The 25,870-nt window shown below is 64.0% G+C and carries 30 protein-coding genes; 22 read left to right on the forward strand and 8 right to left on the reverse strand.

Annotated elements, in window-relative coordinates; all coding sequences use genetic code 11:
- Window positions 1–64: 64 nt before the first annotated feature.
- From YU3_RS35805 to YU3_RS0100700, 10 genes are all read left to right on the forward strand, one after another.
- The gene (locus YU3_RS35805; RefSeq protein ID WP_051333806.1) at window positions 65–580 is read left to right on the forward strand and encodes a carboxymuconolactone decarboxylase family protein; all 516 of its coding nucleotides are present in this window, start codon (window positions 65–67) and stop codon (window positions 578–580) included.
- Complete coding sequence (locus tag YU3_RS0100660; protein ID WP_027164408.1) at window positions 577–1,437, forward strand: sigma-70 family RNA polymerase sigma factor; 861 nt, start codon at window positions 577–579, stop codon at window positions 1,435–1,437. Before YU3_RS35805 ends, YU3_RS0100660 begins: the two co-directional genes overlap by 4 nt.
- A gap of 73 nt (window positions 1,438–1,510) precedes the next feature.
- Window positions 1,511–1,780 (forward strand): hypothetical protein, encoded by a 270-nt coding sequence (locus tag YU3_RS0100665; protein WP_036257602.1) that lies wholly within the window; start codon window positions 1,511–1,513, stop codon window positions 1,778–1,780.
- A 287-nt stretch (window positions 1,781–2,067) separates the two neighbouring features.
- The gene (locus YU3_RS0100670) at window positions 2,068–3,270 is read left to right on the forward strand and encodes an ABC transporter substrate-binding protein (protein ID WP_027164410.1); all 1,203 of its coding nucleotides are present in this window, start codon (window positions 2,068–2,070) and stop codon (window positions 3,268–3,270) included.
- An 82-nt stretch (window positions 3,271–3,352) separates the two neighbouring features.
- Window positions 3,353–4,219, forward strand: a complete 867-nt coding sequence (locus tag YU3_RS0100675) for a branched-chain amino acid ABC transporter permease (protein WP_027164411.1) — start codon at window positions 3,353–3,355, stop codon at window positions 4,217–4,219.
- Window positions 4,220–4,226: 7 nt separating this feature from the next.
- Window positions 4,227–5,207: a branched-chain amino acid ABC transporter permease gene (locus YU3_RS0100680; protein ID WP_051333807.1), complete on the forward strand. Its 981-nt coding sequence runs from the start codon at window positions 4,227–4,229 to the stop codon at window positions 5,205–5,207.
- Between the two features lie 3 nt (window positions 5,208–5,210).
- Window positions 5,211–5,990 (forward strand): ABC transporter ATP-binding protein, encoded by a 780-nt coding sequence (locus tag YU3_RS0100685; protein WP_027164413.1) that lies wholly within the window; start codon window positions 5,211–5,213, stop codon window positions 5,988–5,990.
- Complete coding sequence (locus YU3_RS0100690) at window positions 5,987–6,709, forward strand: ABC transporter ATP-binding protein (RefSeq protein WP_027164414.1); 723 nt, start codon at window positions 5,987–5,989, stop codon at window positions 6,707–6,709. The genes YU3_RS0100685 and YU3_RS0100690 overlap by 4 nt, the downstream gene beginning before the upstream one ends.
- A gap of 11 nt (window positions 6,710–6,720) precedes the next feature.
- Window positions 6,721–7,461 carry an aspartate/glutamate racemase family protein gene (locus tag YU3_RS0100695; RefSeq protein WP_027164415.1) on the forward strand — a complete coding sequence of 247 codons (741 nt, stop codon included), beginning with the start codon at window positions 6,721–6,723 and terminating at the stop codon, window positions 7,459–7,461.
- Window positions 7,462–7,596: 135 nt separating this feature from the next.
- Window positions 7,597–8,304, forward strand: coding sequence for a GntR family transcriptional regulator (locus tag YU3_RS0100700; RefSeq protein ID WP_027164416.1), 708 nt, complete (start codon window positions 7,597–7,599; stop codon window positions 8,302–8,304).
- 15 nt (window positions 8,305–8,319) lie between these two features.
- Here YU3_RS0100700 and YU3_RS0100705 read toward each other — a convergent pair whose 3' ends face one another.
- A complete protein-coding gene (locus YU3_RS0100705) occupies window positions 8,320–9,225 on the reverse strand; it encodes an SDR family oxidoreductase (RefSeq protein ID WP_027164417.1) in 906 nt (301 codons plus the stop codon).
- 99 nt (window positions 9,226–9,324) lie between these two features.
- Here YU3_RS0100705 and YU3_RS0100710 point away from each other — a divergent pair, with 99 nt between their 5' ends.
- Window positions 9,325–10,161: a helix-turn-helix transcriptional regulator gene (locus YU3_RS0100710; RefSeq protein WP_027164418.1), complete on the forward strand. Its 837-nt coding sequence runs from the start codon at window positions 9,325–9,327 to the stop codon at window positions 10,159–10,161.
- 111 nt (window positions 10,162–10,272) lie between these two features.
- The gene (locus tag YU3_RS0100715) at window positions 10,273–10,596 is read left to right on the forward strand and encodes a hypothetical protein (RefSeq protein WP_027164419.1); all 324 of its coding nucleotides are present in this window, start codon (window positions 10,273–10,275) and stop codon (window positions 10,594–10,596) included.
- Window positions 10,597–10,610: 14 nt separating this feature from the next.
- On the opposite strand, the gene YU3_RS0100720 is transcribed toward YU3_RS0100715, so the two are convergent.
- A complete protein-coding gene (locus tag YU3_RS0100720; RefSeq protein WP_036257605.1) occupies window positions 10,611–11,549 on the reverse strand; it encodes a GlxA family transcriptional regulator in 939 nt (312 codons plus the stop codon).
- A gap of 89 nt (window positions 11,550–11,638) precedes the next feature.
- Here YU3_RS0100720 and YU3_RS0100725 point away from each other — a divergent pair, with 89 nt between their 5' ends.
- Complete coding sequence (locus YU3_RS0100725) at window positions 11,639–12,787, forward strand: DJ-1/PfpI family protein (RefSeq protein ID WP_027164421.1); 1,149 nt, start codon at window positions 11,639–11,641, stop codon at window positions 12,785–12,787.
- 4 nt (window positions 12,788–12,791) lie between these two features.
- Here the strand turns inward: YU3_RS0100725 and YU3_RS35810 are convergent, their stop codons facing one another.
- Entirely contained in the window at window positions 12,792–13,745 is a 954-nt protein-coding gene (locus tag YU3_RS35810) for a LysR family transcriptional regulator (protein ID WP_051333808.1), read from the reverse strand.
- Window positions 13,746–13,829: 84 nt separating this feature from the next.
- Here YU3_RS35810 and YU3_RS0100735 point away from each other — a divergent pair, with 84 nt between their 5' ends.
- Both YU3_RS0100735 and YU3_RS0100740 read left to right on the forward strand, forming a co-directional pair.
- Window positions 13,830–14,657: a class I SAM-dependent methyltransferase gene (locus YU3_RS0100735; RefSeq protein ID WP_027164422.1), complete on the forward strand. Its 828-nt coding sequence runs from the start codon at window positions 13,830–13,832 to the stop codon at window positions 14,655–14,657.
- Between the two features lie 11 nt (window positions 14,658–14,668).
- Entirely contained in the window at window positions 14,669–15,172 is a 504-nt protein-coding gene (locus tag YU3_RS0100740; protein WP_027164423.1) for a hypothetical protein, read from the forward strand.
- Here YU3_RS0100740 and YU3_RS0100745 read toward each other — a convergent pair.
- Window positions 15,169–15,708, reverse strand: a complete 540-nt coding sequence (locus tag YU3_RS0100745; RefSeq protein ID WP_027164424.1) for an Lrp/AsnC family transcriptional regulator — start codon at window positions 15,706–15,708, stop codon at window positions 15,169–15,171. The genes YU3_RS0100740 and YU3_RS0100745 overlap by 4 nt on opposite strands.
- Before the next feature lie 48 nt (window positions 15,709–15,756).
- On the opposite strand from YU3_RS0100745, the gene YU3_RS0100750 reads away from it, so the two are divergent.
- A complete protein-coding gene (locus YU3_RS0100750; protein ID WP_027164425.1) occupies window positions 15,757–16,935 on the forward strand; it encodes an MFS transporter in 1,179 nt (392 codons plus the stop codon).
- Between the two features lie 12 nt (window positions 16,936–16,947).
- On the opposite strand, the gene YU3_RS0100755 is transcribed toward YU3_RS0100750, so the two are convergent.
- From YU3_RS0100755 to YU3_RS0100765, 3 genes are all read right to left on the reverse strand, one after another.
- Window positions 16,948–17,913, reverse strand: a complete 966-nt coding sequence (locus YU3_RS0100755; protein WP_245273383.1) for a sigma-70 family RNA polymerase sigma factor — start codon at window positions 17,911–17,913, stop codon at window positions 16,948–16,950.
- 1 nt (window position 17,914) lies between these two features.
- Window positions 17,915–18,334 carry a GFA family protein gene (locus YU3_RS0100760; protein ID WP_027164427.1) on the reverse strand — a complete coding sequence of 140 codons (420 nt, stop codon included), beginning with the start codon at window positions 18,332–18,334 and terminating at the stop codon, window positions 17,915–17,917.
- A gap of 109 nt (window positions 18,335–18,443) precedes the next feature.
- Window positions 18,444–18,983, reverse strand: a complete 540-nt coding sequence (locus YU3_RS0100765; RefSeq protein ID WP_027164428.1) for a dihydrofolate reductase family protein — start codon at window positions 18,981–18,983, stop codon at window positions 18,444–18,446.
- 158 nt (window positions 18,984–19,141) lie between these two features.
- Here YU3_RS0100765 and YU3_RS0100770 point away from each other — a divergent pair, with 158 nt between their 5' ends.
- Window positions 19,142–19,564, forward strand: coding sequence for a GNAT family N-acetyltransferase (locus tag YU3_RS0100770; RefSeq protein WP_027164429.1), 423 nt, complete (start codon window positions 19,142–19,144; stop codon window positions 19,562–19,564).
- On the opposite strand, the gene YU3_RS0100775 is transcribed toward YU3_RS0100770, so the two are convergent.
- A complete protein-coding gene (locus YU3_RS0100775) occupies window positions 19,561–20,676 on the reverse strand; it encodes an anhydro-N-acetylmuramic acid kinase (RefSeq protein WP_027164430.1) in 1,116 nt (371 codons plus the stop codon). The two genes, YU3_RS0100770 and YU3_RS0100775, sit on opposite strands and share 4 nt — an antisense overlap.
- A 227-nt stretch (window positions 20,677–20,903) precedes the next feature.
- Here YU3_RS0100775 and YU3_RS0100780 point away from each other — a divergent pair, with 227 nt between their 5' ends.
- The 5 genes from YU3_RS0100780 to YU3_RS0100805 all read left to right on the forward strand — a co-directional run bounded on the left by YU3_RS0100780 (window position 20,904) and on the right by YU3_RS0100805 (window position 25,859).
- Window positions 20,904–21,593, forward strand: coding sequence for an SDR family NAD(P)-dependent oxidoreductase (locus YU3_RS0100780; RefSeq protein WP_027164431.1), 690 nt, complete (start codon window positions 20,904–20,906; stop codon window positions 21,591–21,593).
- Window positions 21,594–21,798: 205 nt separating this feature from the next.
- A complete protein-coding gene (locus tag YU3_RS0100785) occupies window positions 21,799–22,635 on the forward strand; it encodes a transporter substrate-binding domain-containing protein (RefSeq protein ID WP_245273384.1) in 837 nt (278 codons plus the stop codon).
- 29 nt (window positions 22,636–22,664) lie between these two features.
- Window positions 22,665–24,002 (forward strand): cation:dicarboxylase symporter family transporter, encoded by a 1,338-nt coding sequence (locus tag YU3_RS0100790; protein WP_245273385.1) that lies wholly within the window; start codon window positions 22,665–22,667, stop codon window positions 24,000–24,002.
- On the forward strand, window positions 23,999–24,796 hold the full coding sequence (locus YU3_RS0100795) for an amino acid racemase (protein WP_027164434.1): 798 nt from the start codon (window positions 23,999–24,001) through the stop codon (window positions 24,794–24,796). Before YU3_RS0100790 ends, YU3_RS0100795 begins: the two co-directional genes overlap by 4 nt.
- A 211-nt stretch (window positions 24,797–25,007) precedes the next feature.
- The gene (locus YU3_RS0100805) at window positions 25,008–25,859 is read left to right on the forward strand and encodes a MetQ/NlpA family lipoprotein (protein ID WP_027164435.1); all 852 of its coding nucleotides are present in this window, start codon (window positions 25,008–25,010) and stop codon (window positions 25,857–25,859) included.
- Window positions 25,860–25,870: the final 11 nt, after the last annotated feature.

The following is a 25,870-nucleotide window of genomic DNA, read 5'->3' on the forward strand; positions in this document are numbered from 1 at the left end:
GCCGATGTCACAACTGGCCGAGGCTCGCTCGTCTTGAGGTTGGAACCAACGAAAGGAACCGACCATGACCGTCAGACTTGACCCCCTTGCCGCTGCCCCTTCGCTGATGAAGGAGTGGCACCGCGCCTCGCTCGCCATTGCCGGCAGTCTCGATCCGGCGCTTGCCGAGCTCATCGAGATCCGAGCCTCGCAGATCAATGGCTGCGCCAACTGCATCAACATGCACACCACCTATGCCCGCGAGCGCGGCGAGACCGAGCAGCGCATCTATCTGTTGTCCGCCTGGCGCGAGGCGCCATGCTATACCGACCGCGAGCGCGCCGCGCTCGGCTGGACCGAGGCGCTGACCAGGATTTGCGAAGGCCATACGCATGAGGCGGCTTATGAAGCGCTCAAGCCGCATTTCTCCGAGGAGGAGCGCGTGAAGCTCACATTGATGATCAACATGATCAATGGCTGGAACCGCATCGCGGTCGGCTTCGGCGGCTTTGTCGATCCGGCGGCCGTCAAGGCTTCCAACAAGGCGGCTGCCGCCCAGGCTGCCAACAAGGCGGCTGTCGAAAAGGCGGCGGCCGCTTGACGACGGAGCCGGCATTCACGGGCGCGGCGGCGGATTTCGAGCCGCTGCGCCCAAAGCTGATGCGGGTCGCCTACCGCATGCTGGGCTCGGTCGCCGATGCCGAGGATGTGGTGCAGGAGGCCTTCATCCGCTGGATGAGGACCGAGCGCACTGAGGTGCGCCAGCCCGAGGCGTTCCTGCGCCGCACGGTCACGCGGCTGTGCCTCGACCAGCTCAAATCCGCGCGGCATCAGCGCGAGACCTATGTCGGCCCCTGGTTGCCTGAGCCGCTGGTGGACGAAGATGAGGCCGATGACGTCACCTTGCCGCTGATGATGGCGCTGGAGCGCCTGTCGCCGCTCGAGCGCGCCGCCTTCCTGCTGCATGACGTGTTCGGCTTGCAATTCGAGGAGGTCGCGGCGGAGATCGAGCGCGATCCGGCCGCCTGCCGCCAGCTCGCGGCCCGTGCGCGTGAGCATGTCCGTGAGGCGCGGCCTCGCTTCAAGGTCGAGAGACAGCGCGGACTTGAGATCGCCGAGGCCTTCTTCAACGCTTCGCGCAGCGGCGACATGAAAGCGCTTGGCGCGATGCTGAGCGCCGACGTCACTGCCCACGCCGATGGCGGCGGCAAGCGTCCGGCGGCGATCGAGCCGGCCCTCGGGTTCGAGGCGGTCATGACGCAATACGCGGTCGTGGCGGCATGGCTCAAGGACAACCGCTCGAAGCTGGTCCGCTACGGCTTCATCAATGGCCTGCCCGGCTTCGTCACGCTGGAGGTCGACGGCGAGCTCCAGACCACCGCTCTCGACATCGAGGATGGCAAGATCACGGCGATCTATGTCATGCGCAACCCCGACAAGCTGCGGCACCTGCATTAGCTCGAATGGGAACTTTTGCTCCGCTGGCGATTTGGATATGTTGCGGATCCAAATTGCCGGAAGGTTGCCGCTTATGAAATGTTTTGCGATCTCGGTGCTTGTGCTTGCGGCGGCGGCCACGATGACGGCCCCGGCTTCCGCCGGCGAACGGTATCGCCACCCGATCACCGGGCACGAGCGCTATGTTCCGGTTGGCGACGACATCATCGACACGCTGTTCGGCGGTCCGCGCTATTACGACCAGCAGATGACCACCACGGCAGCCGACGCCTGCGCCTACCATCGCGTCGGACCGGACGCGAATGCTGTAAACGACATCAACGACCAATATTGCGGGAAGTAGTGCGCAGGCGGCATTGCATGCTGGCCACTCATCGATAAGCCTCGATCCTCTTTGTCTTCATAGTCCCCGCGAACCGATCGGAGCCGCTGGGTCGGCTGCGGTTGCTTGGATTTCGCTTCCTTTCAATGCCGATCCTGCCTTGGTGAACCATCGCACACATTCGATCGGAGCATTGTATACAAAAAATAAGAAATGCGTTGACAATCTATCGGCACCGGTTTCCCTTACGCTATCCGCGCAGCCTATGAGCAAAACACAAAGCGCGATAACCAAGGGGAACTGCAGATATGATCAACCGTCGCTCGACTCTGAAATCAATGGCGCTCGGCGCCGTCTCGGCCCTGGCGATTGCCGCTGTCGGCATTTCGTCCGCGCAGGCTGAAAACAAGGAACTGAAAATAGGCTTCGTTGGCGTCACCAGCGGCCCTGCGGCCGCCTGGGGCACCTCGAACGTACGCTCCATGCAGGCCCGCGCCGCCTGGCTCAACGAGACCGGTGGCGTCAAGATCGGCAATGACACCTACAACATCAACATTGTCACCTTCGATGATCAAAAAGACCCCAAGCGCGCCATCGCCGGCATGGAGAAGATGGCGCAGGAAGGCATCCACTATGTCGTCGGGCCGAACGTCGATGACGGCGCCGCCGCGGTACGCCCGGTCGCCGAGGCCAACGGCATCATCTATTTCCCTTACGCCTTCCCCAAGGCGCTCTACCAGAAGCCCGCCTCCAATGCCGTGCTCGGTATGATCGCCAATTACCAGTCGGGGCCGGCGATCTACAAATACCTCAAGGAAAACAAAGGTGTGAAGAAGATCGCCTTTGTCGCGGCCAATGAATCCGACCCGCTCAGCCAGCGCGACAGCGGCGTCGAGGCGGCGAAGGCTCTGGGACTGGAAATCGTCGCCCAGAACGACACCTACCAGAACGACACACGCGACTTCACGCCGGTGCTGACGCCCATCGTCGCGCTGAAGCCCGACCTGCTGGTGCTGTCGGGCGTGGCGCCGGCCAATGCGCCGCTGCTCATCCGCGCCGCCCGCGAGCTCGGCTATGAGGGCCTGATCTCGACTGAAACCGCGCAGGACGCCAAGGTTCTGGAAGAGGGCGCCGGCGAGTACGCCAACGGCTTCATCTCCGTCGGTGGCGCCTCGACGCCGGAGATCGCTTCGGATCAGATGAAGGAATTCGTCACCCGCTACACCAAGATGTTCGGCGAATACAACGACGAGTCCAATACCAAGGTCTACGCGCTGGAATACATCCTCGACACGCTGAAGGCCGATCCGGCGGCAATCAACGACGTCGCGGAATTCAAGAAGACCATGGACACCTTCGCCGCGCCCAATCCCTTCCTCAAGGGCGACGCGAAGCTGAGCTATGTCGGCGCGACGTCCTTCGGCCAGAAGCGCCAGCTCTCGGTACCGATGGTGGTCAACGAATACAAGGACGGCGCTTTCCAGACGCTGTTCGTCGGCTCCGTCGACTAGCATCACCTTCGAGCGTCACTTCCCCAGCTTGCCGCGGGGTCCGGCAATAGGGCCGGAACCCCGCGGAAGATCGAAGGTGTCCATGGAACAGGTCATCGCCAACGGATTATATCTCGGTGCCCAGTACGCTCTGATCGCGTTGGGCTTGACCCTGATCTTCGCCCTGATGAACGTGCTCAATTTCGCCCACGGCCAGATGTATGTGCTGGGCGGGTTCATCACCTATACCGTCTATGGCCAGCTCGGCTTGCCTTTCGTGCTGGCGCTGCTCGCCTCCGGCGTGACGCTTGCCGTCATCGGCGCGCTGATGGAGAAATTCCTCTTTCGAACCGTCATCAGGCGCAGTCATCGCGAGGAAAGCACCATGCTGCTTGCCGCCGCGACGGCCTTCTTCTTCGACGCCGTCATCCTGCTCATATTCGGCGAAAAGCAGCGCGGCGTTCCCAAGATCGTCAAGGGCGTCTTCAACGATGCCGGCATCATCATGCCTTACGACCGGCTGGTCGTCGGGGCTTTAGCCATCATCTTCATCGCCGCTTTCGTCTTATACATGCAGTACAGTCGGGTCGGTCGAGCCATGCGGGCCCTCGCCCAGGACCGCGTCGCCGCCCAACTGATGGGTGTCAGGGTCGATCGCTATTCGATGATCGGCTTCGCCATGGGCGCCATGCTCGCGGGCGTTGTCGGTGGGCTCTTGGTCACCATCACCGGCGTCAATTCCGGCATCGGCGGGCCGATCTCGATCAAGGCCTTCCTGATGGTGATGATCGGCGGCGCCGGCGTCGTCGGCGGTGCGATCGCCGGCGGCTTCATCCTCGGCATGATGGAGTCGGTCGGCCTCACCGTGCTGCGCGAATATGGCGACGTGACCTATCTCGTCATCTTTGCCGCCCTGATGGTTTTCCTGTCGGTCCGACCCAACGGGCTGATGGGCAAGCCGTGGGGTTGATCGCGCCATGACCTTCAATCGCAACATCAAGATCGCAGCGGGCGTCGCCTTCCTTGCGATAGTCTTTATCGCCGTGCCGGCCGCGATTTCGGCCAGCGGGCGCTTCGACCTCTATTACACACTGACCTCGGTGGCATTGCTCAGCATCGCCAGCGCCGGTGTCTGGCTCACCTTCTACATCGGCCGCATCAACATCGGCCAAGGTGCCTATGCGCTGACGGGCGGCTACGTCTCGGCCATACTGGTGGTGAACCATGGCTGGTCGTTCTGGCTGACGCTCCCCGTCGCAGGTCTGTTCTGCGCCGCGGCCAGCGTGCTGATCGGCCTGCCGATCCTGCGCCTGCGCGGCGTTTATTTCGCCATGGTCACGCTGGTGCTGACCGAAGTGGCGCGCCTGCTCGCGCTGGCGCTGCCGATCACCAATGGCGCCAAAGGCATTGTCAGCATCCCGCTGCCGGGCGCGCTGTCGGTCTTCGGCATCACGCTGATCCCCGATTTCGCAACGCTGCAGAATTCGCGGCTCGCCTTCTATCTGCTGGCGGCCACGCTGATGGTGGTCTGCTTCGCGGTCATGTACCGGCTGGTGAATTCGCGTATCGGCAAGCTTTGCCAGTCCCTGCAGCAGAATGAGGAACTCGCTTCCTCGATCGGCGTCAACATCGCGTACCTGCGCGTCATCGCCTATGCCGTCTCGTCCTTCTTCGGTGGCGTTTCCGGCGCGATCTTCGCCGCCATCTCGCAGTCGATCTATCCGTCGAGCTTCACGGTCACCGATTCCGTCAACTTCATGCTGAACTGCTTCCTCGGCGGCCTCGGCTATGTGTTCGGTCCGATGCTCGGCACGCTGGTGCTCTATTTCGGCTGGGACCTCTTGTTCCAGACCGGCCAGTTCCAGTTGCTCATCTATTCCGGCCTGATGATCGTCTTGATGCTGGTGCTGCCCAACGGCTTGCTCAGCCTTGCCGAAATGACCCGGAAGAAGGACTGAGCCATGGCCGAAATGCTCGAAGTCTCCGGCCTCACAAAACGCTTCGGCGGTCTCGTCGCGGTCAACAACGTTTCCTTTTCGGTTCGCGAAAAGGAGATACTCTCGGTGATCGGGCCGAACGGCGCCGGCAAGTCGACGCTGTTCAAGTTGATCGCGTCGTTCCTGCGGCCGACAACGGGCGAGGTGCGCCTGAAGGGCGAACGCATCTCCGGTCTCGCCCCCCACATCGCCGCCCGCAAGGGCGTGGTGCGCACCTTCCAGGAGACGACGATCTTCAAGAACATGAGCGTGCGCGACAACGTCGTCATTGCGCACCATTTGCGCTCGAAGGCGAGCCTGTTCGGCTTCTTCCTCGGCACCGGCGCGGCCAAGGCCGACGAAGCCGCCTTCGGCGCCTCGGCCGACGAGATCCTGGCGTTGCTGGGCCTCTCCTCGCTCGCCGGCGAAATCGCGCGCAACCTGCCGCACGGGCATTTGCGGGCGCTCGGCATCGCCATCGGACTTGCCACCGATCCTTCCATCCTGCTGCTCGACGAGCCCTTCGCCGGCATGAATCATGACGAGACGATGCGCATGGTCGAGATGGTGCGGCGCCTGCGCGAGCTCGGCCTCACCATCCTGCTCGTCGAGCATGACATGCCGGCCGTGATGAAGATCTCCGACCGTCTCGTCGTGCTCAATTTCGGACAGAAGATCGCCGAGGGAACGCCGTCGGAAATCCAGGCCAATGAGAAGGTGATCGAAGCCTATCTCGGCAGCGAAGACGAGGCGATCGGCCTATGAACCAGATCCTCAACTTCGCCAATGTCGAGCTCTATTACGACCACGTCTATGCGCTGAAAGGTGTCTCGCTCGAGGTCAACGAGGGCGAGACCGTCGCGCTGATCGGCGCCAACGGCGCCGGCAAGTCGTCGATCCTTCGCGCCATCACCGGCCTGCGCAAGATCAGGTCCGGCGAAATCCACTATGGCGGCAAGCGTATCGATGGCGCCGCCCCCGACGAGATCGTCAAGATGGGCATCGCCATGGTGCCGGAAGGGCGCCGCGTCTTCCCCTTCATGACGGTCAGGGACAATCTCCTGATGGGCGCCTTCACGCGCACCAGCAAATCCGAGATTGCCGCATCGATGGAGATGGTGCTGGGGCGGTTTCCCCGGCTGAAGGAGCGCTTTTCGCAGGCTGCCGGCACGATGAGCGGCGGCGAGCAGCAGATGCTGGTCATCGGCCGCGCGCTGATGGCGAAACCGAAGCTTTTGCTGCTCGACGAACCGTCGCTCGGCGTCGCGCCCAAGCTCGTCCAGGATATCGCCCGCTCGATCGTAGCCATCAATCGCGACGAGAAGGTCAGCGTCCTGTTGGTCGAGCAGAATTCCCGCATGGCGCTGCGCATTTCGCAGCGCGCTTATGCGCTGACCACCGGCAGCGTGGCGCTGAGCGGCAACTCCGCCGAATTGCTGACCGACGACAGGGTCAAGCGTCTTTATCTCGGCGGTGAGATCTGAGGCTGATTGGAATGCGCATACTCGTCATCAATCCCAACACCACCGCATCGATGACCGCCAAGATCGGCGAGGCGGCGGCGAGCGTCGCCTCCAGCGCGACCCAGATCGTCGCCGTCAATCCGGCCGACGGCCCGCCGAGCATCGAAGGTTATTTCGACGAGGTCTTCGCCATACCTGGCATCATTGCCGAGATGGGCAAGGCTCCGGCGGATGCCTATGTCATCGCATGCTTCGACGACACCGGGCTCGACGCTGCCCGCTGCGCCACCGATGCACCCGTCATCGGCATCGGCGAAGCAGCGTTTCACATGGCGAGCCTTGTCGCCGGCAAGTTCAGCGTCGTCACCACGCTTGCCCGCTCGGTCCCGGCGATCGAACACAATTTGGCGAAATACGGCCTTGCCTCACGCTGCGCCAAGGTGCGCTCATCCGAGGTCGCCGTGCTCGAACTGGAACGTCCAGGCTCCAACGCAAGACATCGGATTTCGCAGGAGATCGCGCGTGCCATCAGCGAGGACAGGGCCGAAGCGATCGTGCTCGGCTGTGCCGGCATGGCCGATCTTGCGCACAGCCTGTCGGAAGAGCACGGTGTTCCGGTGCTGGATGGGGTCGTCTGCGCCGTTACCCTGGCCGAGAGCCTGTTCAAGGTCGGCTTGAAGACATCGAAGATCGGCGGCTATGCGGCTCCGCGTGGCAAGCGGTTTGCCGGCATGTTCGCACCGCTGTCACCCACGGAGGCCGAGGTCGTTTAGGCAGCTTGATGCTGCCGGACGATCGGCCGACACCCGGACAGGTGGGATTGACCGCCACGCGAGCGATACTAGATTGGACGGGCTGCTGGCGATTTGGGGGCAGATTGGGCCATTTCGGGCCCGCGCATTGAAAGTATGTTGACGATACTCAGGCAAGAAGATCGTGACGAAAAGCCGGCGGCGCGCTGGTCGCCGATCTATTATGGGCTGAGGGACGCCATAGTCAGCCACCGCCTCGCCCCCGGCACCAAGCTCCCGGAAGACGAGCTTGCATCGATCTATTCGGTAAGCCGCACCGTCGTGCGTGCCGCCCTGCAGGCCCTTGCGCACGACCGGCTGGCGCGACTTGAGCCCAACCGCGGCGCCTTCGTCGCCCAGCCGTCGAAGATCGAGGCCCGCGAGGTATTCGAGGCGAGGGCGCTGATCGAACCCAAGGTGGCCGCGCTTGCCGCCAGGGCAGCGGTGCCGTCGGACATCGTGCAATTGCGCCAGCATCTCGAAAAGGAGCATGAGGCGCTGCATGACGGCCGCGACAGCGATGCCATCGTATTGTCGGCGCGCTTCCATGTCGGCATAGCCGAGATCGCCGCGCATTCGGTGTTCACCAACTTCGTCCGCGACCTCGTTTCGCACTCCTCGCTGATCATTGCGCTTTACTGGAAGCGCCGCGACGCGACCTGTGAGAAGCACGCCCATCACGCCCTGGTCGACGCCATCGAGGCCGGCGACAGCGCCGATGCCGCCGCCCTGATGAACAGTCATCTGGTCGACCTGCTGTCGGGGCTGGATCTCACTGACAAGGTGGAGAAGTCCGACAGTCTGGCCGATTTGCTGCGCGCCTGAAGGAGGCGTGCCCCGTTAGGCCGCCGCTGCCGCCTGCGAATAATCCATCCGCTCGAGGTCGGCGATGAGGCCGGGTCCGGTCGGCTGCCAGCCCAAATGCCCACGCGTCCATGCGCTGGACGCCGGCATGTCGAGGCCGGCGAACATGGAAAGCCATTCGAAATGGCCGGCCGCTTCTTCCTGCGAGAGCGAGGCCACCGGCACGTTGAGGCCGGCGCCGATCACTTCCGCGATTTCGCGCATGGCGATGCCTTCCTCCGCGACGGCGTTGTAACGCACGCCGGCTTCCTGCTTGTCCAGCGCTAAACGATAGAGCTTCGCGACATCCAGCACATGCGCCGCCGACCACCGGTTGCGGCCGTCGCCAATATAGGCCGACACGCCCTTGGCGCGCGTGAGCGGCACCAGCGGTGTGATGAGGCCCTGCTTCACCGTGTCATGCACCTGCGGAAGCCGCACCACCGCTACCTTGACGCCCTTCTCGGCCATCGCCGCGCCGGTAAGCTCCGACAGGATACGCGGATTGGGATGATCGGTGTTGAACACGTCCTCTTTCGCCGGCTGTCCGGGCCCAGGGCTACCCATACCGACGCCGGAGGTGATGACAAGCAGCCGGTCCGAACCGGCCAGCGTACCGCCCAGCGCCTCGATCACCCGTTTGTCCTTTTCGCAGTTCGCAACAAAGTTCGAGAAATTGTGATCGAAGGCGGTGTGGATCACCGCGTCCGATTTTGCCGCGCCGTCGCGCAGGCTGTCGAGGTCTTCGAGGTCGCCGCGATGGGCCTCGGCGCCCGCGGCCGCAAGCGACCTCGCGCCGGCGTCGGAGCGGGTCAGGCCAAGCACCTGGTGCCCGGCGGCAAGAAGCTCGGGCACGATCCTGGAACCGATGAAGCCGGTCGCGCCGGTAAGGAATACACGCATGGGAGGGTCTCCTCTTGTTGTTTCGAGGCCCTTCTTGCGCTATAACTCATTCTGTTAAAGTAGTGACTTTATCATGGTATAATAGTCAACAGGATCGCGATGCCGGTCGAGACGACCAACAAGCTTGGCACCTTTTTGCGAGATCGCCGCATGCGCCTCGATCCGGCTGCCTTCGGCTTCGCCACGGGGCGGCGGCGCACGCAAGGCTTGCGCCGCGAAGAGGTGGCGCAGCGCGCCAATATCAGCCCGACCTGGTACACCTGGTTGGAGCAGGGGCGGGGCGGCGCCCCGTCCGCCGACGTGCTCAACCGCATCGCGACCGGGCTTATGCTGACAGAGCCCGAGCGCGAGCACCTGTTCATGCTGGGTCTCGGGCGGCCTCCGGAGGTCCGCTACAAAAGCGTCGACAGCGTGACGCCACGCCTCCAGCGTGTCCTCGACGCCTTGGACCCCAGTCCGGCGATCATCAAGACCGCGACATGGGACGTGGTCGCCTGGAACCGCGCGGCGGCGGCAATGCTGACGGACTATTCCAAGCTGCCGCGCGAGCAGCGCAACATCCTGCGCCTGATGTTCGGCAATCCTCGCGTGCGCGACGCGCAGGAGGACTGGCAGAGCGTCGCCCGCTTCGTGGTTGGCTCCTTCATAGCGGATGCCACGCGGGCAGGCGCGGGCGCGGAAATCACCCAGCTCGTCGAGGAGCTTTGCCGGATCAGTCCGGAATTCGAGGCGCTGTGGCGCGACAACGACATTGTTCCGGCCCATGGCGAAGGCGTGAAGCGCCTGCGCCATCCCGAGATCGGACTGATCGAGCTGGAGTTCTCCGTCTTTGCCGTTGACGGGCGGCCCGAGCTCGGCATGATCGTCTACAACCCCGCGACGCAGGCGGATGCGGAACGCATTCAATCGCTGATCTCATCGCGCGCCGCAAAGTGATGGCCACCATGTCCGGAACTGCGCCAAAGTGCGGCGACAAAGCGGAAACAGACACAAAGGCAATCCGGTTAGGGTAATATCCGCCGTCCGACTCCTTTGTGGAAGATGTCTATGACCTCGAATGAGCCCAGTTGGTCGCCCTCCGAAAAGAAAGTTGCCCGTGCTGCCTATGACAAGGCTCTTGAGAGGGCACTGGCCAGCATCATGGCCGAATTCAAAAGACGGGCGAACGCCGCGACCACGGCCTCCGAAATGTGGGAGGTTGAGGACTATCTGAAGGAGCAACGTCGAGATTTGGACCGGACATTCGACTATCGCTATTCGCAGCTGGCGATGGTCTTCGCAATTCTCATCCGGCAGGGATATCTGGACGAGAATTTGCTCTCAGGTCTGTCTGAAGAAAAACGCAATGAGATCCGCAGAATGCTAGCATAAGGGTTTCGAGGCGGTCACCTTCGCACCGCCGCGCGCCTGAGCGCCTGCGGCGGCTGGCCGAAGCTCCTCATGAAAGCACGGCGCATGCGCCCGGCGTCGCCGAAGCCGCTAGCCTCGGCGATATGATCCAGCGGCGCGTTGCTGGTTTCCACCGCCATGCGCGCGGCCTCGAGCCGCAGCCGCTCGACGGCCTTGGCCGGTGTGGCGCCGGTCTCAGTGGTGAAAGCGCGGGCGAAATGCCTTGGGCTCATCGCAGCGCGGTCGGCGAGGCGCTCGACGGTCAAGGGCTCGGCGAGCTTGCCGCGCATCCATTCGATCAGTTCGACGAAGCGGCCTGATCGTCCGCCGAATTCCACAAGGCCGGAGAATTGCGACTGCCCGCCAGGCCGGCGCTGATGGACTACGAGCTGCTGCGCGGTCCGGCGCGCGATTGCCGGGCCGAGATCGTCCTCGATCAGCGCCAGCGCCAGGTCGATGCCGGCGGAGATCCCCGCCGACGTCCACACGCCGCCATCCTGGATGAAGATGCGCTCGGCATCGAGCTTCACCTTCGGGTAGCGGCGGGCGAAATCGTCGGTGCTCCACCAATGCGTGGTGGCGCTGCGTCCGTCGAGCAGCCCTGCCTCCGCCAGCAGATAGGCGCCGGTGCACACGCTTGCCGTCCGGCGCAGCTTTGCCAGCCGCAGCCACACCACGATCTCCTGCGCCGCGGCCATCGAACGGATGATCTCGCCGCCGGAAATGACGGCCGTGTCGAGCGTCCCGGCATCGGAAAGAGGGCGTGCCGAAAGCCGCATGCCGGACGAGCTCTCGATCTCGCCGCCGCCTGGTGCCAGCATATCCAGCCTGTAGCTGCCGGGCTGATAGTGCTCGGCCAGCTCGAAGGCCGCCGCGGGGCCGGCGACGTCCAGCAACTGGAAACCCGGATGGATGATGATGCCTATCGCCCGCATGGCAGTTTTTGCCCGATATATGTCATTTCGGCCAAAACCTAACGGAGCTAGGTTGCCGGTCAAGCGTTAAAGACTGGAAGGACCAAGCCATGAGCCTGCGTATCGCGCTGTGGAGCGCCCTGGGCATTCTCCTGATTGTCGCCGCGGTCGGCGCCGGCTGGATGCTTTCGCTGCCTTCCGCGTCGCTGGCCGCGGTGCAGCCGGCGATCGACGCCAGGGAAGCCGAGGCCACGCTCGCGGCGCTGAAGCCGAAACGGCCCCGCCCGCTGATCGCGATCATCGGCGTCAATGACGGCACCGAGACCACCGATTATCTGATGCCCTACGGCATCCTGCGCCACGCCGACGTCGCCGATGTCGTCGCGCTGGCGACCGAGCCAGGGCCTGTGCAACTGCACCCGGCCCTACGCGTCGAGCCGGATGCGACGACGGCGGCCTTCGATGCCCAGCATCCGGAAGGCGCCGACTACGTCATCGTTCCCGCCATGATGCGCGACGACGATCCGGACGTGTTGAAATGGATCAGGGCGCAGTCGGCCAAGGGGGCCATGGTGATCGGTGTCTGCGTCGGCGCCACGGTGGTTGGCGCTAGCGGCTTGCTCGATGGCAAGCGCGCGACGACGCACTGGTATTCGCTGAAGGAATTGCGCCAGAAACATCCGTCGATCCGCTATGTCGCCGACCGCCGCTACGTCGTCGACGGGAATGTCGCGACCACCACCGGCATCACCGCGTCGATGCCGATGATGCTGACCTTGATCGAGGCGATTGCGGGCCATGAGAAAGCCGAAGCCGTCGCCCGCGATCTCGGCCTCGACCATTGGGACGCGCGCCATGACAGCGGCGCCTTCAAGTTCACCCGGCCTTTCGCGCTGACCGCGATCGGCAACACGCTCGCTTTCCTCAACCACGAGCAACTCGGCATTCAGCTGACGCCGGGCATGGACGAGGTGTCGCTGGCGCTTGCCGCCGACGCATGGTCGCGGACCTTTCGCTCCAGCGCGGTCACCTTCGCCCCAAAGGGCGGCGCCGTCGTCAGCCGGGCAGGTATCCGCATCCTGCCCGACCAGGTTGCAAGCGATTGGCCGGCGGATCGGAAGGTTCCGGCCATGGCGGACATTCCGCCGGCAAAGGCGCTGGACCGGACGCTCGAGGACATCACGGCACGCTACGGCGAGCGCACCACCGATTTCGTCGCCATGCAACTCGAATATCCGCGGATACAGCCGACGCCGTGAAGCGTCAGTTTTGCTTCCGCCTGCCTGCCCGCTTCGGGGAAGTGCCGGTATCGCCCGAATGCCTGATATGGTCGATGAAGGCGCGCAGCTTGGGCAGAACCTGATGCCTTTCCGGATAATAGAGGAACACGCCGGGCGTGGTCACCGCGAAGCGGCCGAGCAGCGCCTGCAGACGCCCGTCGGCGATCGGCGCTTCGGCGATCGGACCTGGCACCTGGGCCAGCCCGACACCCTGGATCGCCGCGCCGAGCAGCGACGGATAATCGTGCGCGATGAGCGGTCCCGACACGATTGCCTCGACGGCCTTGTTGCCGTCGACAAAGGACCAGGGCGCGACCGAGCCGTTCGAGCGGCGCAGGCGCAGGCAGGCATGGTCGCGCAGGTCCTCGATGCGCTCGGGCGTCGCGCGCCGGCGCAGATAATCCGGACTGCCGACGATCACCATCGGAAAGGAGGGCGTCAGGCGAACCGCGACCATGTCGGGCGCGATCAGATCGCCCATGCGGATGCCGGCGTCGAAACCTTCCGCGGCGAGATCGGCCAGCTCGCCGCTGGCGACGATCTCCAGCTCGATCTCGGGATAGGCCTGGCAGAAGGAGGCGATCATCGGTTCCAGCAGCATCGGCACCACCGCGGGCGGCACCGAAAGGCGCAAGAGCCCGGCCGGCCGCTGGCCCATCCCGCGCGCGATCTCGCTCGCGGCGATCAATTCCTCGAAGGCGGGCCGGGCGCGTGCCAAAAAGCGCTCGCCGGCTTCGGTCAGGCCGACGCTGCGCGTGGTGCGGATGAAGAGCGCAGCACCTATGCGCGCCTCGAGCGTCCGTATCGCCTGACTGATCGCTGAAGGCGTGACGGAGAGCTCGGCCGCCGCCTTGCGGAAATTGCGGTGCTTGGCCACGCTCAAAAAAGCCTCGACGCCATCGAGCGCGCCATGCCTGACTGTGAAGTTCTGCTTCATGACCCATCGACATTATCGCGGATAGCCGCTCGCAGAAAGTGGTCGTATTCCTTCCGTGACTTGGAAGCCTGAAGGGAAGTGGCAATGACCGATGAACTCGATCGCGTGCGCGATCACTACCGCGCGACCGGCCTGACCGAACGCCTGAAGACCACCCTGGCTGTCTTCGGGCCGGACGAACAGCGGCTGATGCCCGAGCAACTGGCTACGCTCGACCAGTTCCACACGCGCGGGCTGGCCGCGACAGCCGAGCTCGCCAATCTGGCCGCCATCACCGCCGACATGTCGGTGTTGGATGTCGGATCGGGCGTTGGCGGACCGGCACGGTTTCTTGCCGCGACCTATGGCTGCGAGGTAGTGGGGATTGACCTCAGCGAGCCCTTCGTCGAGGCCGCACGCTATTTGACCGGGCGAACCGGGCAGGATGGCAAAGTGTCGTTCGAAACCGGCAGCGCTTTGTCGCTTCCCTTCGAAGCCGGCCAGTTCGATGCCGCGCTTTTGCAGCATGTGGCGATGAACATCGCCGATCGGCCGCAGCTCTACCGCGAGATCAGGCGCGTGCTGAAGCCGGGCGGAAAATTCGCGACCTTCGACGTCGTGCTCGACGGCGGCGATCCACACTATCCGGTTCCGTGGGCAAAGACGCCGGGCGAAAGCTTCCTGCTGACGGCCGAGGCGACCTGCGAGGCGATCGAAGCCGCCGGCTTCGGCACGCTAGTCCGCCGCGACGACACCGATGCCGCCAAAGCGTGGTTCGCGGAGCTCCGCGCCTCCGGCCCGCCTTCGCTCAATCTCGGCGTCGTCATGGGGCAGGGTTTCCCGGAACTCACCACCAATCTCGGGCGCAATCTCATGCAAGGCCGGTTGGGCATCCTCACAGCGGTGTTCGAAGCCGTTCCGATCAAGGCTTGAGGGAGGGGAAGATGTCACCAGCGATGATCTTCAACATCCATCTTGGTTTAGGCTATGTGCCATGGCTGCTTTGCTTCGCCGCCTACATCTGGCCAAGGCTCAAGTCGATGGACAACCTCGAGGCGCAGCGCGCGATTGCCACGCTGCACAGCTTCCGCTTCTTCGGGCTCGTCTTCCTCGTCCCGGGCGTCATCGGGCCGGACCTGCCCGGCGGCTTCGCCAGTTTTGCCGCCTATGGCGACTTCGCGACCGGTCTGCTCGCCATGTTGGCGCTGCTCGCGGTGGCGAGGCCCGTGATCTTCTGGCCGCTGGTCGTCGTCTTCAACGTCGTGGGCGTGGTCGACATTATCGGTGACTACTATCTCGGCACCACGCTCGACCTTCCCGGTCATGCCGGCCAGTTGGGCGCGACCTACGCGATCCCCGTCATCTACGTGCCGCTGCTGATGATCACGCATGTCGCGGCCTTCTACCTGCTGGCGCGTCGCGGGCTCGGCGAGCCCGTGGCTACCTAGTAGACCGGCGTCGCCATGTGCTTGGGCGCCGGCCATTCGCTCGTGATCTCCGGCTGCACTGGACGCTCGAGATAGGTCGACAGCACGACATAGCTGCGCGTCGAGGTGACGCCAGGCGTGTCGTAGAGACGGGCCAGGAGGCCTTCGAGCGCGCGCGTGTCCTCGGTGCGCACCTTGAGCAGCATGCAAGTGTCGCCGGCGACGGTGTGGATCTCCTCGACCTCCGGATATTTGGATACCGCCATCAGCTCCGGCGTCTTGCCCCAGCCCCTGGTGTCGATATGCACGAAGGCGAGCAACGGCTTCTTCACCGCTCTCGGATCGATGATGGCAGATGTGGCGCGGATCGCGCCGCTGCGCTTCAGCCGCTTGACCCGCTCATGCGCCGCCGGCGGCGACAGGCCGACGCGCTCGCCGAGCTCGGCATAGCTGATGGTCGCGTCCTCGACGAGAACGCCTAATATCTTTCGGTCGACAGGGTCGATCTCGCGGGTCGGATGCTTGTTCCGCTGAATGTCATCTGTTTCTGCGTCCATGTGGAAATTCTCCATTGATGCGGAATTCAATTCGGCCATTATGATGATATGTCGAATGGTGATCAATCAGCAATTCTGACCGCCGCGCCCCGCGCGCCGATCCCGGCCGCCGCCTATCTGCTGACGGGCTGCATCGCCGTCATCGGCTCCAACTCGCTGGTTCTCGGACCGATCGCGCCAGCCGTCGCTGCATCGTTCGGAGCCAGCGTGCCGGCGGTGATGACGGCTGCCGCCGCCTTTGGCCTCGGCACATCGGCCAGCGCGCTCTTCCTTGCCCGCTACATCGACCGGATCGGCGCACGCCGTATGCTGCAGGGCGCGTTGCTGTTGTTGGCCTTGGCGCTGGTCGCCAGTGCACTGGCGCCGACGGTAATGGCGCTGGTCGCGGCCCAGCTCGTTGCCGGCATCGCGGCCGGTATCGCCATGCCGGCGATCTATGCCAGCTCGGCGGCGATCGCGCCGCCGGGACGCGAGAGCGGCACCATCGGTGTCGTGCTGACCGGCTGGACGCTTTCCATGGTTGCCGGTGTTTCGCTGTCGGCGGTGCTTGCCGATCTCATCCACTGGCGCGCCGTCTTCGCCGCCGTGGCGCTGCTGGCGGGAACCGCCGTTGCCGGCCTGGCGATGAGTTCGCTGCACGACACGAGGAAAAGCGGCCCGGCGCCGTCGCCATTGGGCGCGCTCGCCGTGCCAGGCATCGTGCCGCTGCTCATTGCCTGCGGCGCCTTCATGACCGCCTTCTACGGCGTCTACGGCTATCTCGGCGACCATCTCCATGAGGCCCTTGGCGAGCCGGTCAGCGCCAACGGCCTGGCGGCGGTCGCCTACGGCCTCGGCTTCGGCGCGGCCGCTTTACTCGATGGCGTCATCGACCGCCTCGGCGCGCGTCGGGTCATGCCCTTCGCCTATCTGCTGGTCGCCGCCGTCTATGTCGCGATCGCCCTGGCGAGCGGCGGCTTCGGCGCATTGGTTGCAACGATCGCGATCTGGGGCCTTGCCAACCATTTCGGGCTGAACGTGCTGGTCATGCGCCTCACCGCGCTCGATCCGTCGCGCCGCGGCACCATCATGGGGCTGAACAGTGCGGTCACCTATCTCGCCGTCACCGTCGGCACCGCGGGCTTCGGCCCGCTTTATACGAGCCTGGGCTTCGCCAACTGCGCCTTGATCGCGGCCGGATTGATGCTGGTAGCGGCGGGCGCTGCGGCGTGGCGGTCGGCGGGCTGATGGTCTGCGCAGTCAGTTCGGGTTCGCAACGACAACCGTGCGCGCGGCCTTTATCAGCCATGGGCATGCGTAATAGTCGCTTATCCGATTGATGGTCCCGTCGGCTGCTTCGATCCGAACCGGATACGCTGGCTTCCAGCTGTCTTCGCTTCGGTGGAGCACGAGCAGCATGATCTCGCCATCGACCGCGCCGATCGCCATCTTCCAATTGTCCTCGCCCTTTTCATATTCGACGAAGTAGATCGATTCCGACAGGGGACCCCTGAAGCAGTCCGAGACCCGCAATTGGGCGTCCGCGCTGGTCAATGCCCGCACGCCGTCCCAGTCACGGCGGTTGAAGAGTTCGACATAGTGCGCGAGCAGTCTTGCAAGCTCGGGATCTGGCGAAGGCTCCAAGCGGACGGCTGGCTGGCACGGCAGCGCGGCCAGTTTGGCGCGGCCACGGCTCAACGCAGCCTTGACGCCGCCGACCGTCGACCCGACGAGGTCGGCAATCTCTTCCAGCGAATGGTCGAAGACGTCCTTCAACAGGACGCAAGCCCGCTCCTTCGGCGGCAGGTGGATCACCAGCCGTTCGATGGCACGATCGGCGCCCTGGCCCGCCGGTTCGGCCGGCATAACGATCTCGTCGACCGCGAAATTGGTTTCAGCGCGCCGCCGCGTTTGCCGGTTGCGCAGGAAATCGATGCAGCGGTTATGCGCGGTGCGAAACAGCCAGGAACGAAGAGCGCCCGGATCGTCGATCTTCTCGATCTTGCGATAGATCTCGAACAGCGTTTCCTGCATGACGTCCTCGCCGTCGAGTGGCGAGCCCGTCATGCGCGTGCAATAGCGGTGCAGCCGTTCCCGCAAATGCGCAACCGTTTCCAAGAATGCGGCATAGCGAATGTCGAAGAGGCCGCTTGGCTCAAGTCTTGGCTGTATCGTCATGGCAAACCGAACACCGTTATGCGCGTCCCGCGAGGCAAGGTCCGTCATCCTACATCAGCCTGATGTCGTCGGGAGTCCGATCGAAGCGATCATGCCTGCCGTCGACATGCATCACGGGCGCCGCCGCCAGCTCTTCTGGATCGATGCCGTCGAGAGCCGCTATCGGAATGGCGAAGACGATGCCGCCAAGCGACGGGATATCGCCGCGCGCCGGCATGCGCACGCCGCAGGTCGCGCAGAAGTGATACTGGATGCTGGGCGCCTCCCTGCCGGGCGGGGTCCATTGATATTCGGTCTGCGCTTCGGTGCCGGACATGAGGCGGTAGTGCCGAGGACCGACGAAGCCCACCCAGGAGCGCGTCTTGGTGCATGTCGAGCAATTGCATTTGACCGTTCCCTGGCTGAGGTCGATATCGGCCTCGAACCGAACTTTGCCGCAATGGCAGCTTCCTGCGTAGGTCTTCAGCATAGCTCCATGGTCTCCGTGCTGGCCGACCGGCACGAACGCCGGCCGACTCCAAGACGCATGGCAGCGAGAAAAGGATACGTGCCGGTGATTATTTCATTACGCGCCAGGGTCATTTCAGCACGCGATAGGTCAGCGTCACGATGCCGCTTTCGAAGCGGCGCGTGTCCATGAGCTCCAACCTGACCAGGGACGGATCGACATCCTGGAACGCGCGCTTTCCGTGGCCGACCCGAATCGGCAGGATCGACAGTTGATACTCGTCGACCAGCCCGCCGGCGAGCAGGGTCTGGTCGAGCTGGCTGATGCCGTATTTCAGTATATCGCCGCCGCCCTGCGCCTTTATCGCGGCGAGGCCCTCCGCGACGTCGCCTTCGATCAGTGAGGCGTTCCAGCCGACCTTTTTCAGGGTTCGCGACGCGACCAGCTTCTTCAGCCCGTTCATGCGGTCCATATACTTGCCCTGGATCTGCGGCCATCGGCTGGAAAACAGCTCGTAGGTCACGCGCCCGAGCAGGAAGAACTCCGCCTCGCCGGCCTTCGCGTAGGAGTGTTCCAGCGCATCTCCGACAAAGAAAGGTGGCGCCCAGTTCATCGGCGCCTCGATGACCCCGTCGAGCGAAACGAAGCTGCCTACAATCAATTTTCTCATCACAAATTCTCCTGCTGCGTGGGCGACACTCCCAGGACGTTCGAGCTGCGCTCCGGGATACGCGATGCGGGAAATTTTTTTCAAGGACCGGTTTGCCTTGCCGACACCTTGGTTCCTTCGATATGCCTTGGAGCGGTATCGGTCGGAGCTGAAGCGCGATGAAGACGACCCTTGAAGTCACGGCCGAGCCTTTGCCGCAGGACCTCGCTTTCCTGAGCGGGAGCCTTACCGCCTTCAACGACGACGACGTCGGCGGGTCAGGCCGGACGCCGCTGGCGGTTTTTGTACGCGACGAGCGTGGCGTCATCGTCGCCGGAATTTCCGGCTACACCGCCTGGGGCTGGCTTTACGTGCAGTGGCTGTGGGTCGACGAAAAGCTACGCGGCCGGCGCATGTCCGCCGGCATGCTCGACGCTGCCGAACAGGAAGCCATTGCACGCGGCTGCCACGGCGTATGGATCGACACCTTCAATCCGATCGCCGAGAAGGTCTATCAGCGCCAGGGCTATGAGCCGTTCGGCAAATTGCCTGACTTTCCCGTCGGCCGCAGCCGCATCTTCCTGCAGAAGAAACTGCCTTAACCCGCCAGCTTTCCGCCGCGCATCGGCTTTGGCGCGCCGGTGGTGCTCGGAAAGCTGATCGGCAGGCCGCGCAGCACGCGCACGGCGAGGAAAGCAAAACACTCCGCTTCCACCGCGTCGCCCTTCCATCCAAGCGTCTCGGCCTGCACGACCTCGACGCCGGCGCGGCTTTCGAGCATCGCCATCATCGTCGGGTTGTGGCGGCCACCGCCGCTGACGGCGAGCCGCTTCGGCCGGTGCGGCAACAGGTCGAGTGCCTTGCCGACGGCGGAGACGGTGAAGGCCGTCAGCGTCGCCGCGCCATCCTCCGCGCTGAGCCCCTCGGCCATCGCCGCTGTGAAGTCGAAGCGGTCGAGCGACTTCGGATAGGGTTTTGTCAGATAGGGGTGCTGCAGCAGCCTGGCGAGCCGTTCCTCATCGACCGTGCCGGCGGCAGCCAGTCTGCCGTCGCGGTCCATCTCGCCAAGGCCTTTCGACTTGATGAAATCGTTGACCGGCGCATTGGCCGGCCCGGTGTCGAAGGCGACGATATTGTCCTTGCCGTCCCACCAGGTGATGTTGCCGACGCCGCCGAGATTGAGCACGGCGGTATCGCCGCTGGCGTCCGCCTCCTTGAGCAGTGCCGCATGGTAGGCAGCAGCCAGAGGCGCGCCTTGCCCGCCGGCCGCCACATCGGCCGATCGGAAGTCGTAGGCGACCTTGATGCCGAGCAGCGAGGCCATCAGCTCGCCGTCGCCGAGCTGGCGCGTGCGACCAATCCGTCCCGGCTGCGGAGCGCGATGCAGCACGGTCTGGCCGTGAAAGCCGACGACGCCGATATCGGCCATGCTCATTTTCTGGCTCTCGACGAGATCCCTGACCGCCGCTGACTGCGCGCGCGTCAGCGCTTCCTCGGCTTCGCGGAAGATCGCCGGTTCCGGCCCCTCGAAATTCCAGGCGCGCGCCTGGCGCAACGTCTCTTCGAGCAGGGTGCGGATCGATTGCGGGTAGGGGGCCAAGATATAGGTGCCGGTGTCGGCAATGCGCTCGCCATCCGTCTTGATCAGCGCCACGTCGATGTTGCCGTCGAGCACCGTGCCGGTCATCAGGCCGACGGCCCAGATTGGTTCCATGGTCGTTCCTCGAATCGCTGTTCAAATCACGTGTCGGACGGATCGGCTCGCCAGGCAAGTGTCTCGCTACACCCATCCCGGCCGCCGCAGGGACCGACGGCTTTTTGCGTCGAATGGTGAAACGGAGCAACGCCGTTCTTGCTTCGCGGCGAAGAAGGCGCGAGGCTGCGGACAAAGAACACCAGCGGGCCGACTGCCCGGATGGATTTTCGCAAGGAGGACACCACATGGCAGCCAACGTTGCGGTGATCGCAGGCGCAGGGCAGGGGCTCAGCGCTTCATTGGCCCGGCTTCTCGGCAAGGAAGGTTTCCGCGTCGTCCTTGCCGCGCGTAATGTCGAAAAATTAGCCGCGCTGGTGAAGGAAACAGGCGCGTTAGCCGTGGAAACCGACGTGTCGGACACGGCCTCCGTCGAGCGGCTGTTCGAGGCGGCCGACAAGGTAGGCCCACTCGAAATTGCCGTCTTCAACGCCAGCGGCCGCACGCGCGGCCCGATCGCCGATCTCGATCCCGAGGCGGTCAGGCAGGCCCTGCTTGTCGGCGCCTATGGCGGCTTCCTGGTCGGCCAGCAGGCGGCGCGCCGGCTTGTTGAGCGCGGCTCCGGCTCGATTCTATTCACCGGCGCCACGGCAAGCCTCAAGGGCTTTTCAGGTTCGGGCGGTTTCGCCATGCCGAAATTCGGCCTGCGCGGGCTGGCGCAATCGATGGCGCGCGAGCTTTTCCCGAAGAACATCCACGTCGCGCATTTCATCATCGACGGCCAGATCGAGCCGGCAGGACAAGTCGCCGACGCGGACCGTCCGGATCGCCGCCTCTCGCCCGACGCAATTGCCGACACCTACCTCGCCGTGCATCGCCAGCATCGCAGCGCCTGGAGCTTCGAGGTCGAGCTCAGGCCCTGGGTCGAGACGTTCTGACCATCCACGGCGACTGCCCGGATCGAACAGCAACGCGCCGCCGTGGCGCTTTTTGTTGTTTTAGAAAGGATGCATATTCCCTGGCGCCGTTTTGGCGATCTACTATGTAAAAAAGCACAAAGCAAAAGATACCTTTGCTTAACTTCGGCATGTATTACTGCGCATCTGTCAGAATTGTTGTCCGGCGCACCTGCAGGAATTGAGAATGCGCATGCTGCTTACACGTCGTACGCTGTTTGCAGCCGGAGGCGGAGGGCTGCTGGTCGCACAGGCGGCGATCACGCCAGGGCAGGCGCAGGACGCCCCAAAACCCATTGTGGGCGACAATAAGCTGCGCATCGCTATGCCAGCCTTCGCTTCCGATCCGTTCTTCCCGGCCGACGGATCCGCGGACGGTGGCATCGACATGGACCTGGCGCGCGGCATAGCCGCGGAGCTTGGCGTCGAACCGGTGTTCGACCGATCCGCGGTAACCTTCGACGCCATGGTGCAAAAGCTCACGTCCGGTCAGGCCGATCTGGCGATCGGCAAGCTCAGCCGGACCCTCCAGCGCGGTCGCTCGATCCTCTATTCCCGGCCCTACGCCATGCTGCACCAGGGGTTGCTCGCAAACCGTCTCAACCTGGCGCGCATTACACAGGGCAAGCCGCCGGAGCAGGTCGTCCGCGATTTCTCAGGCGATCTCGGCGTGATCGAAGGCTCGTCCTTCGCCACCTATGCGGCCGCCACGTTCCCGCATGCCAGGATCCAGCGCTTCGCCGGCTGGAATACGGTTATCGACGCGATCCGCAGCGGCACGATTGATCTCGCCTATCGCGATGATTTCGAGATCAAGAAGCTGATGGTCGACGATCCGTCGATGATGGTCGTCGCGCGCTCGATCACGTTGACCGACAAGGTCGACACGATCGCGGTCGGTGTCAGTCCGAACAATCCGCATCTGGCGGCTTTTGTCGATCTCTATCTCGACCTGGCAAGGGGCCAGCAGGTCCTCAACACCGACGAGATCATCGCGCGTTATCGCCAGGGGAGCAAAGCCTGACAATGGCCGTCTCGGATGTAGCCGCACCCATGCTCTTCGATTGGCGCCTGGCGGCGAAGCGCATCCTGCGCTCGCCGGCGACGACGATCATCATGATCCTGGCCGGGATCCTGTGCGGCCTCTATTACCCGGCCTTCGCCCACGCGATCAGTCCTGTCGCGCAGGTCTATCTGAATTTCCTCAAGATGGTCGTCCTGCCCTACCTGGTCTCGTCCGTCATCTTCTCGATCACCACGATGGTCCAGGATCCGAAATCGGTCCGTTACCTCGGCAAGGTGGGCATAGCCGTGCTGGTCGTGTCGTTCGTGGCCGTGCTGGTCAGCGGCACATATTCGCTGATCCTCAAGCCCGGCCAGATCGAGAACCCGCAGTCGCGTATCGAGCTCGGCGAGTTCATCAATTCCCAGGGCAGCGTATCCACCGACCTTGCATTTCCGTTCCAGCCACCGCCGCCGACCGCCGACCCAAACGGCGCGCATTCGATCTTCCTGGACCTGGTGCCGAACAATGTCTTCAACGCGCTTGCCTCGGGCCAGACCATCCAGGTCCTGCTGTTTTGCCTGCTTTTCGGGCTGGCGATGGGCAAGATCCCCCAGCCCTCGTCGCTGAGCCTGTCCCAGGCGCTCAACGCGGTCTACAGGGCCTGCACGGTGCTGACCAACTGGTTCATCTGGGGACTGCCCTTCGCAACCTTCATCCTGATCGCGGACCAGACCGCGTCGACCGGCACCAAGCCGTTGATGCTGATGGGCGGCTACCTGCTGGTGATGGGTCTCTCCTGCCTGACATTCCTTGCCGGCGCCTTCGCCATTATCGCGATCAGGTCGCGGCGAAGCTACTGGGCCACGATCAAGACCTGCCAGCCGCTGCTGATGGTTGCCATTACCACGCGCTCCTCGGTCGCGTCGCTGCCGTGGGTCATCAACCTGTTGAGCGAGCGGCTGAGGTTCAACCTGGTGGTCGTCGAACTGCTCGTGCCGTTGCAGGCGGCACTGCTGCGAACAGGGCCGGCGCTGGTCTACACCTCGGGCGTGCTGTTCATCGCCCAGCTCTACGGCCATCCGCTGGCGATCCCTGACCTCCTGCTTGTCGGCATCGTCTCCGCGCTTCTGGCGCTCACCACGGGCGGCATGGGCAGCCTGCTCATCCTGTCCCAGATGTCCATCGTGTGCGGTTACCTGAAGCTTCCCTTCGAGGCGGCGTTCGCCCTGTTCGTGGCGGTGGATGCGGCCGTCGATACGTTCATGACGCTGTCCAGCGTCTGCACCGTCGCCGCCAGCACCGCAATGATCGCGCCCAGCCACAGGGAGGCGACGCAGTCTGATGAAACTCTGTCGGAGGAGCTCGAGGCCGAGCCCGTCCGATGATCGACGACAGCATCCGCCCCCAGCTTGGCATCATTGGTGGTCTCGGGCCGCTGGCATCGGCCGACTTCTATTTCAAGCTGACCCGGATGACGGAGGCGCTTCGCGACAACGAGCATGTGCCAGCGGTCATCCTCAGCGTGCCGCAACTGCCCGACAGGACCGAAGCGATCCTGGCCGGCCATGATGGGCCGCTGGCGCCGCTGACGGCCGCGGTCTCGACGCTCAACGCACTCGGCGTCGCCTGCATCGCCGTACCCTGCAACACCGCCCATCATTGGTACGACAGGCTGGCGGCGAACTCGCGAGCCGAGATCATCCACATCGGCGACGCGGTGGCGGCGGAAATCCGCCGCAGCCTGGGCCGGGGCGGCGTGGCGAATCTCGCCACCCGGGGCACGCTGGCCTCCGGCTTCTACCAGGACAGGATTTCGGCGGCGGGGTTCGAGCTCTGCGTTCCGGCGGATGCGGAATTCCAGGAGCGCGTCGACAGCGCGATCAGCCTCGTCAAGGCCGGCTCGATTGCCGATGCGGCGATCGAGACGGAGCGCGCACTCGACCTCGCGCAAGCGGCCGGCGCCGATGCCGCGCTTCTCGGCTGTACCGAACTTTCGGTCGTGGCAGCCAGCCTCGGCGATACGAACGGGCTGGTCGTCATCGACAGCAACGCGGCGCTGGCGCGGGCCAGCCTGCAACGGTTGGGCTATCCTGTGCAGGAAGCGCGAGGCCTGCCGACCGTCTCGTCGCTGCCAGGAGACGGCCGGCAGCCCTTGCGCGTCGCCCGGCGCGCTTCTTAGGCGCTCAGGCTTCCGTCACTCCACCTCGTCGATATCCGCTCTCCCGCGGCTGGCGTGCTCCAAGTGATAAAATCTTTGAGAGAATATTTTCCGCAGTCCCCTCGAGAGGAAAAGCGCTTCTTTGCCCAATGAGGCAGCATTGGTGATGCTGAGATCAAGGCTTCGCATCCCGCCAAGCCGAAATGATTTTCAGGATCGCAAGGAACGCATTATGTCCGAACGCGGCAACGCTTCAAATTCTCTCGTTACGTCGGTCACCAGGCGCGCCGGATTTGCCGCGCTTCTCGCCGCGACATTTGCCGTCATCGGCCTCACCGCTCCATCGCCGTCCTTCGCCGAGGACAAGAAGGCGATCAAGGTCGGCATCATCAGCGGCGAGGACGAGGATGTCTGGCGCGTCGTCACCGCCGAGGCGGCCAAGAAAGGCCTGACGATCGAGACCGTGGTCTTCAACGATTACACCCAGCCCAACGAGGCGCTGGAGCGCGGCGAGATCGACGCCAATGCCTTCCAGCACAAGCCCTATCTCGACAACCAGATCAAGACGCAAGGCTATCACATCGTGCCGGTCGGCTATACCGGCGTCTGGCCGATCGGCCTCTATTCGAAGAAGCATACGAAGGTCGCGGACCTGCCGGAAGGCGCCGTCATCGGCCTGCCGAACGATCCCTCCAACGAAGGTCGCGCGCTGCACGTCCTGGAGCATGAAGGCCTGATCAAGCTCAAGGATGGCACCGGCATCCTGGCGACGACTGCCGACATTGCCGACAACCCGAAGAAGTTCGAGATCAAGGAACTCGACGCCGGTATCGTCGGCCGCTCGGTCGACGATCTCGACGCGGCCGTCGTCAACACCGACTGGGCGCTGAAAAGCGGACTTACGCCGGAAAACCGCATCGCGCAGGAGCCGGTGGCCGACAATCCCTACCGCAACTTCATCGCCGTCAAGACCGGGGCTGAGAACGAGCCCTGGGTGAAGACGCTGATCTCCGCCTATCAGAACGACACGGTGAAGGCCGAGTTCGACAAGGTCTACAAGGGCACCGGGATCAGCGCCTATTGATCGGCGCATGG

The organism is Mesorhizobium sp. WSM3224, assembly GCF_000427725.1.
Taxonomy (GTDB): domain Bacteria; phylum Pseudomonadota; class Alphaproteobacteria; order Rhizobiales; family Rhizobiaceae; genus Mesorhizobium.

Coding starts and splice junctions, on each gene's coding strand:
- YU3_RS35805 (WP_051333806.1), top strand. CDS start 65: ATGACCGTCAGACTTGACCCCCTTGCCGCTGCCCCTTCGCTGATGAAG.
- YU3_RS0100665 (WP_036257602.1), top strand. CDS start 1,511: ATGAAATGTTTTGCGATCTCGGTGCTTGTGCTTGCGGCGGCGGCCACG.
- YU3_RS0100670 (WP_027164410.1), top strand. CDS start 2,068: ATGATCAACCGTCGCTCGACTCTGAAATCAATGGCGCTCGGCGCCGTC.
- YU3_RS0100675 (WP_027164411.1), top strand. CDS start 3,353: ATGGAACAGGTCATCGCCAACGGATTATATCTCGGTGCCCAGTACGCT.
- YU3_RS0100680 (WP_051333807.1), top strand. CDS start 4,227: ATGACCTTCAATCGCAACATCAAGATCGCAGCGGGCGTCGCCTTCCTT.
- YU3_RS0100685 (WP_027164413.1), top strand. CDS start 5,211: ATGGCCGAAATGCTCGAAGTCTCCGGCCTCACAAAACGCTTCGGCGGT.
- YU3_RS0100690 (WP_027164414.1), top strand. CDS start 5,987: ATGAACCAGATCCTCAACTTCGCCAATGTCGAGCTCTATTACGACCAC.
- YU3_RS0100695 (WP_027164415.1), top strand. CDS start 6,721: ATGCGCATACTCGTCATCAATCCCAACACCACCGCATCGATGACCGCC.
- YU3_RS0100700 (WP_027164416.1), top strand. CDS start 7,597: ATGTTGACGATACTCAGGCAAGAAGATCGTGACGAAAAGCCGGCGGCG.
- YU3_RS0100705 (WP_027164417.1), bottom strand. CDS start 9,225: ATGCGTGTATTCCTTACCGGCGCGACCGGCTTCATCGGTTCCAGGATC.
- YU3_RS0100710 (WP_027164418.1), top strand. CDS start 9,325: ATGCCGGTCGAGACGACCAACAAGCTTGGCACCTTTTTGCGAGATCGC.
- YU3_RS0100715 (WP_027164419.1), top strand. CDS start 10,273: ATGACCTCGAATGAGCCCAGTTGGTCGCCCTCCGAAAAGAAAGTTGCC.
- YU3_RS0100720 (WP_036257605.1), bottom strand. CDS start 11,549: ATGCGGGCGATAGGCATCATCATCCATCCGGGTTTCCAGTTGCTGGAC.
- YU3_RS0100725 (WP_027164421.1), top strand. CDS start 11,639: ATGAGCCTGCGTATCGCGCTGTGGAGCGCCCTGGGCATTCTCCTGATT.
- YU3_RS35810 (WP_051333808.1), bottom strand. CDS start 13,745: ATGAAGCAGAACTTCACAGTCAGGCATGGCGCGCTCGATGGCGTCGAG.
- YU3_RS0100735 (WP_027164422.1), top strand. CDS start 13,830: ATGACCGATGAACTCGATCGCGTGCGCGATCACTACCGCGCGACCGGC.
- YU3_RS0100740 (WP_027164423.1), top strand. CDS start 14,669: ATGTCACCAGCGATGATCTTCAACATCCATCTTGGTTTAGGCTATGTG.
- YU3_RS0100745 (WP_027164424.1), bottom strand. CDS start 15,708: ATGGACGCAGAAACAGATGACATTCAGCGGAACAAGCATCCGACCCGC.
- YU3_RS0100750 (WP_027164425.1), top strand. CDS start 15,757: ATGTCGAATGGTGATCAATCAGCAATTCTGACCGCCGCGCCCCGCGCG.
- YU3_RS0100755 (WP_245273383.1), bottom strand. CDS start 17,913: ATGACGGACCTTGCCTCGCGGGACGCGCATAACGGTGTTCGGTTTGCC.
- YU3_RS0100760 (WP_027164427.1), bottom strand. CDS start 18,334: ATGCTGAAGACCTACGCAGGAAGCTGCCATTGCGGCAAAGTTCGGTTC.
- YU3_RS0100765 (WP_027164428.1), bottom strand. CDS start 18,983: ATGAGAAAATTGATTGTAGGCAGCTTCGTTTCGCTCGACGGGGTCATC.
- YU3_RS0100770 (WP_027164429.1), top strand. CDS start 19,142: ATGAAGACGACCCTTGAAGTCACGGCCGAGCCTTTGCCGCAGGACCTC.
- YU3_RS0100775 (WP_027164430.1), bottom strand. CDS start 20,676: ATGGAACCAATCTGGGCCGTCGGCCTGATGACCGGCACGGTGCTCGAC.
- YU3_RS0100780 (WP_027164431.1), top strand. CDS start 20,904: ATGGCAGCCAACGTTGCGGTGATCGCAGGCGCAGGGCAGGGGCTCAGC.
- YU3_RS0100785 (WP_245273384.1), top strand. CDS start 21,799: ATGCGCATGCTGCTTACACGTCGTACGCTGTTTGCAGCCGGAGGCGGA.
- YU3_RS0100790 (WP_245273385.1), top strand. CDS start 22,665: ATGCTCTTCGATTGGCGCCTGGCGGCGAAGCGCATCCTGCGCTCGCCG.
- YU3_RS0100795 (WP_027164434.1), top strand. CDS start 23,999: ATGATCGACGACAGCATCCGCCCCCAGCTTGGCATCATTGGTGGTCTC.
- YU3_RS0100805 (WP_027164435.1), top strand. CDS start 25,008: ATGTCCGAACGCGGCAACGCTTCAAATTCTCTCGTTACGTCGGTCACC.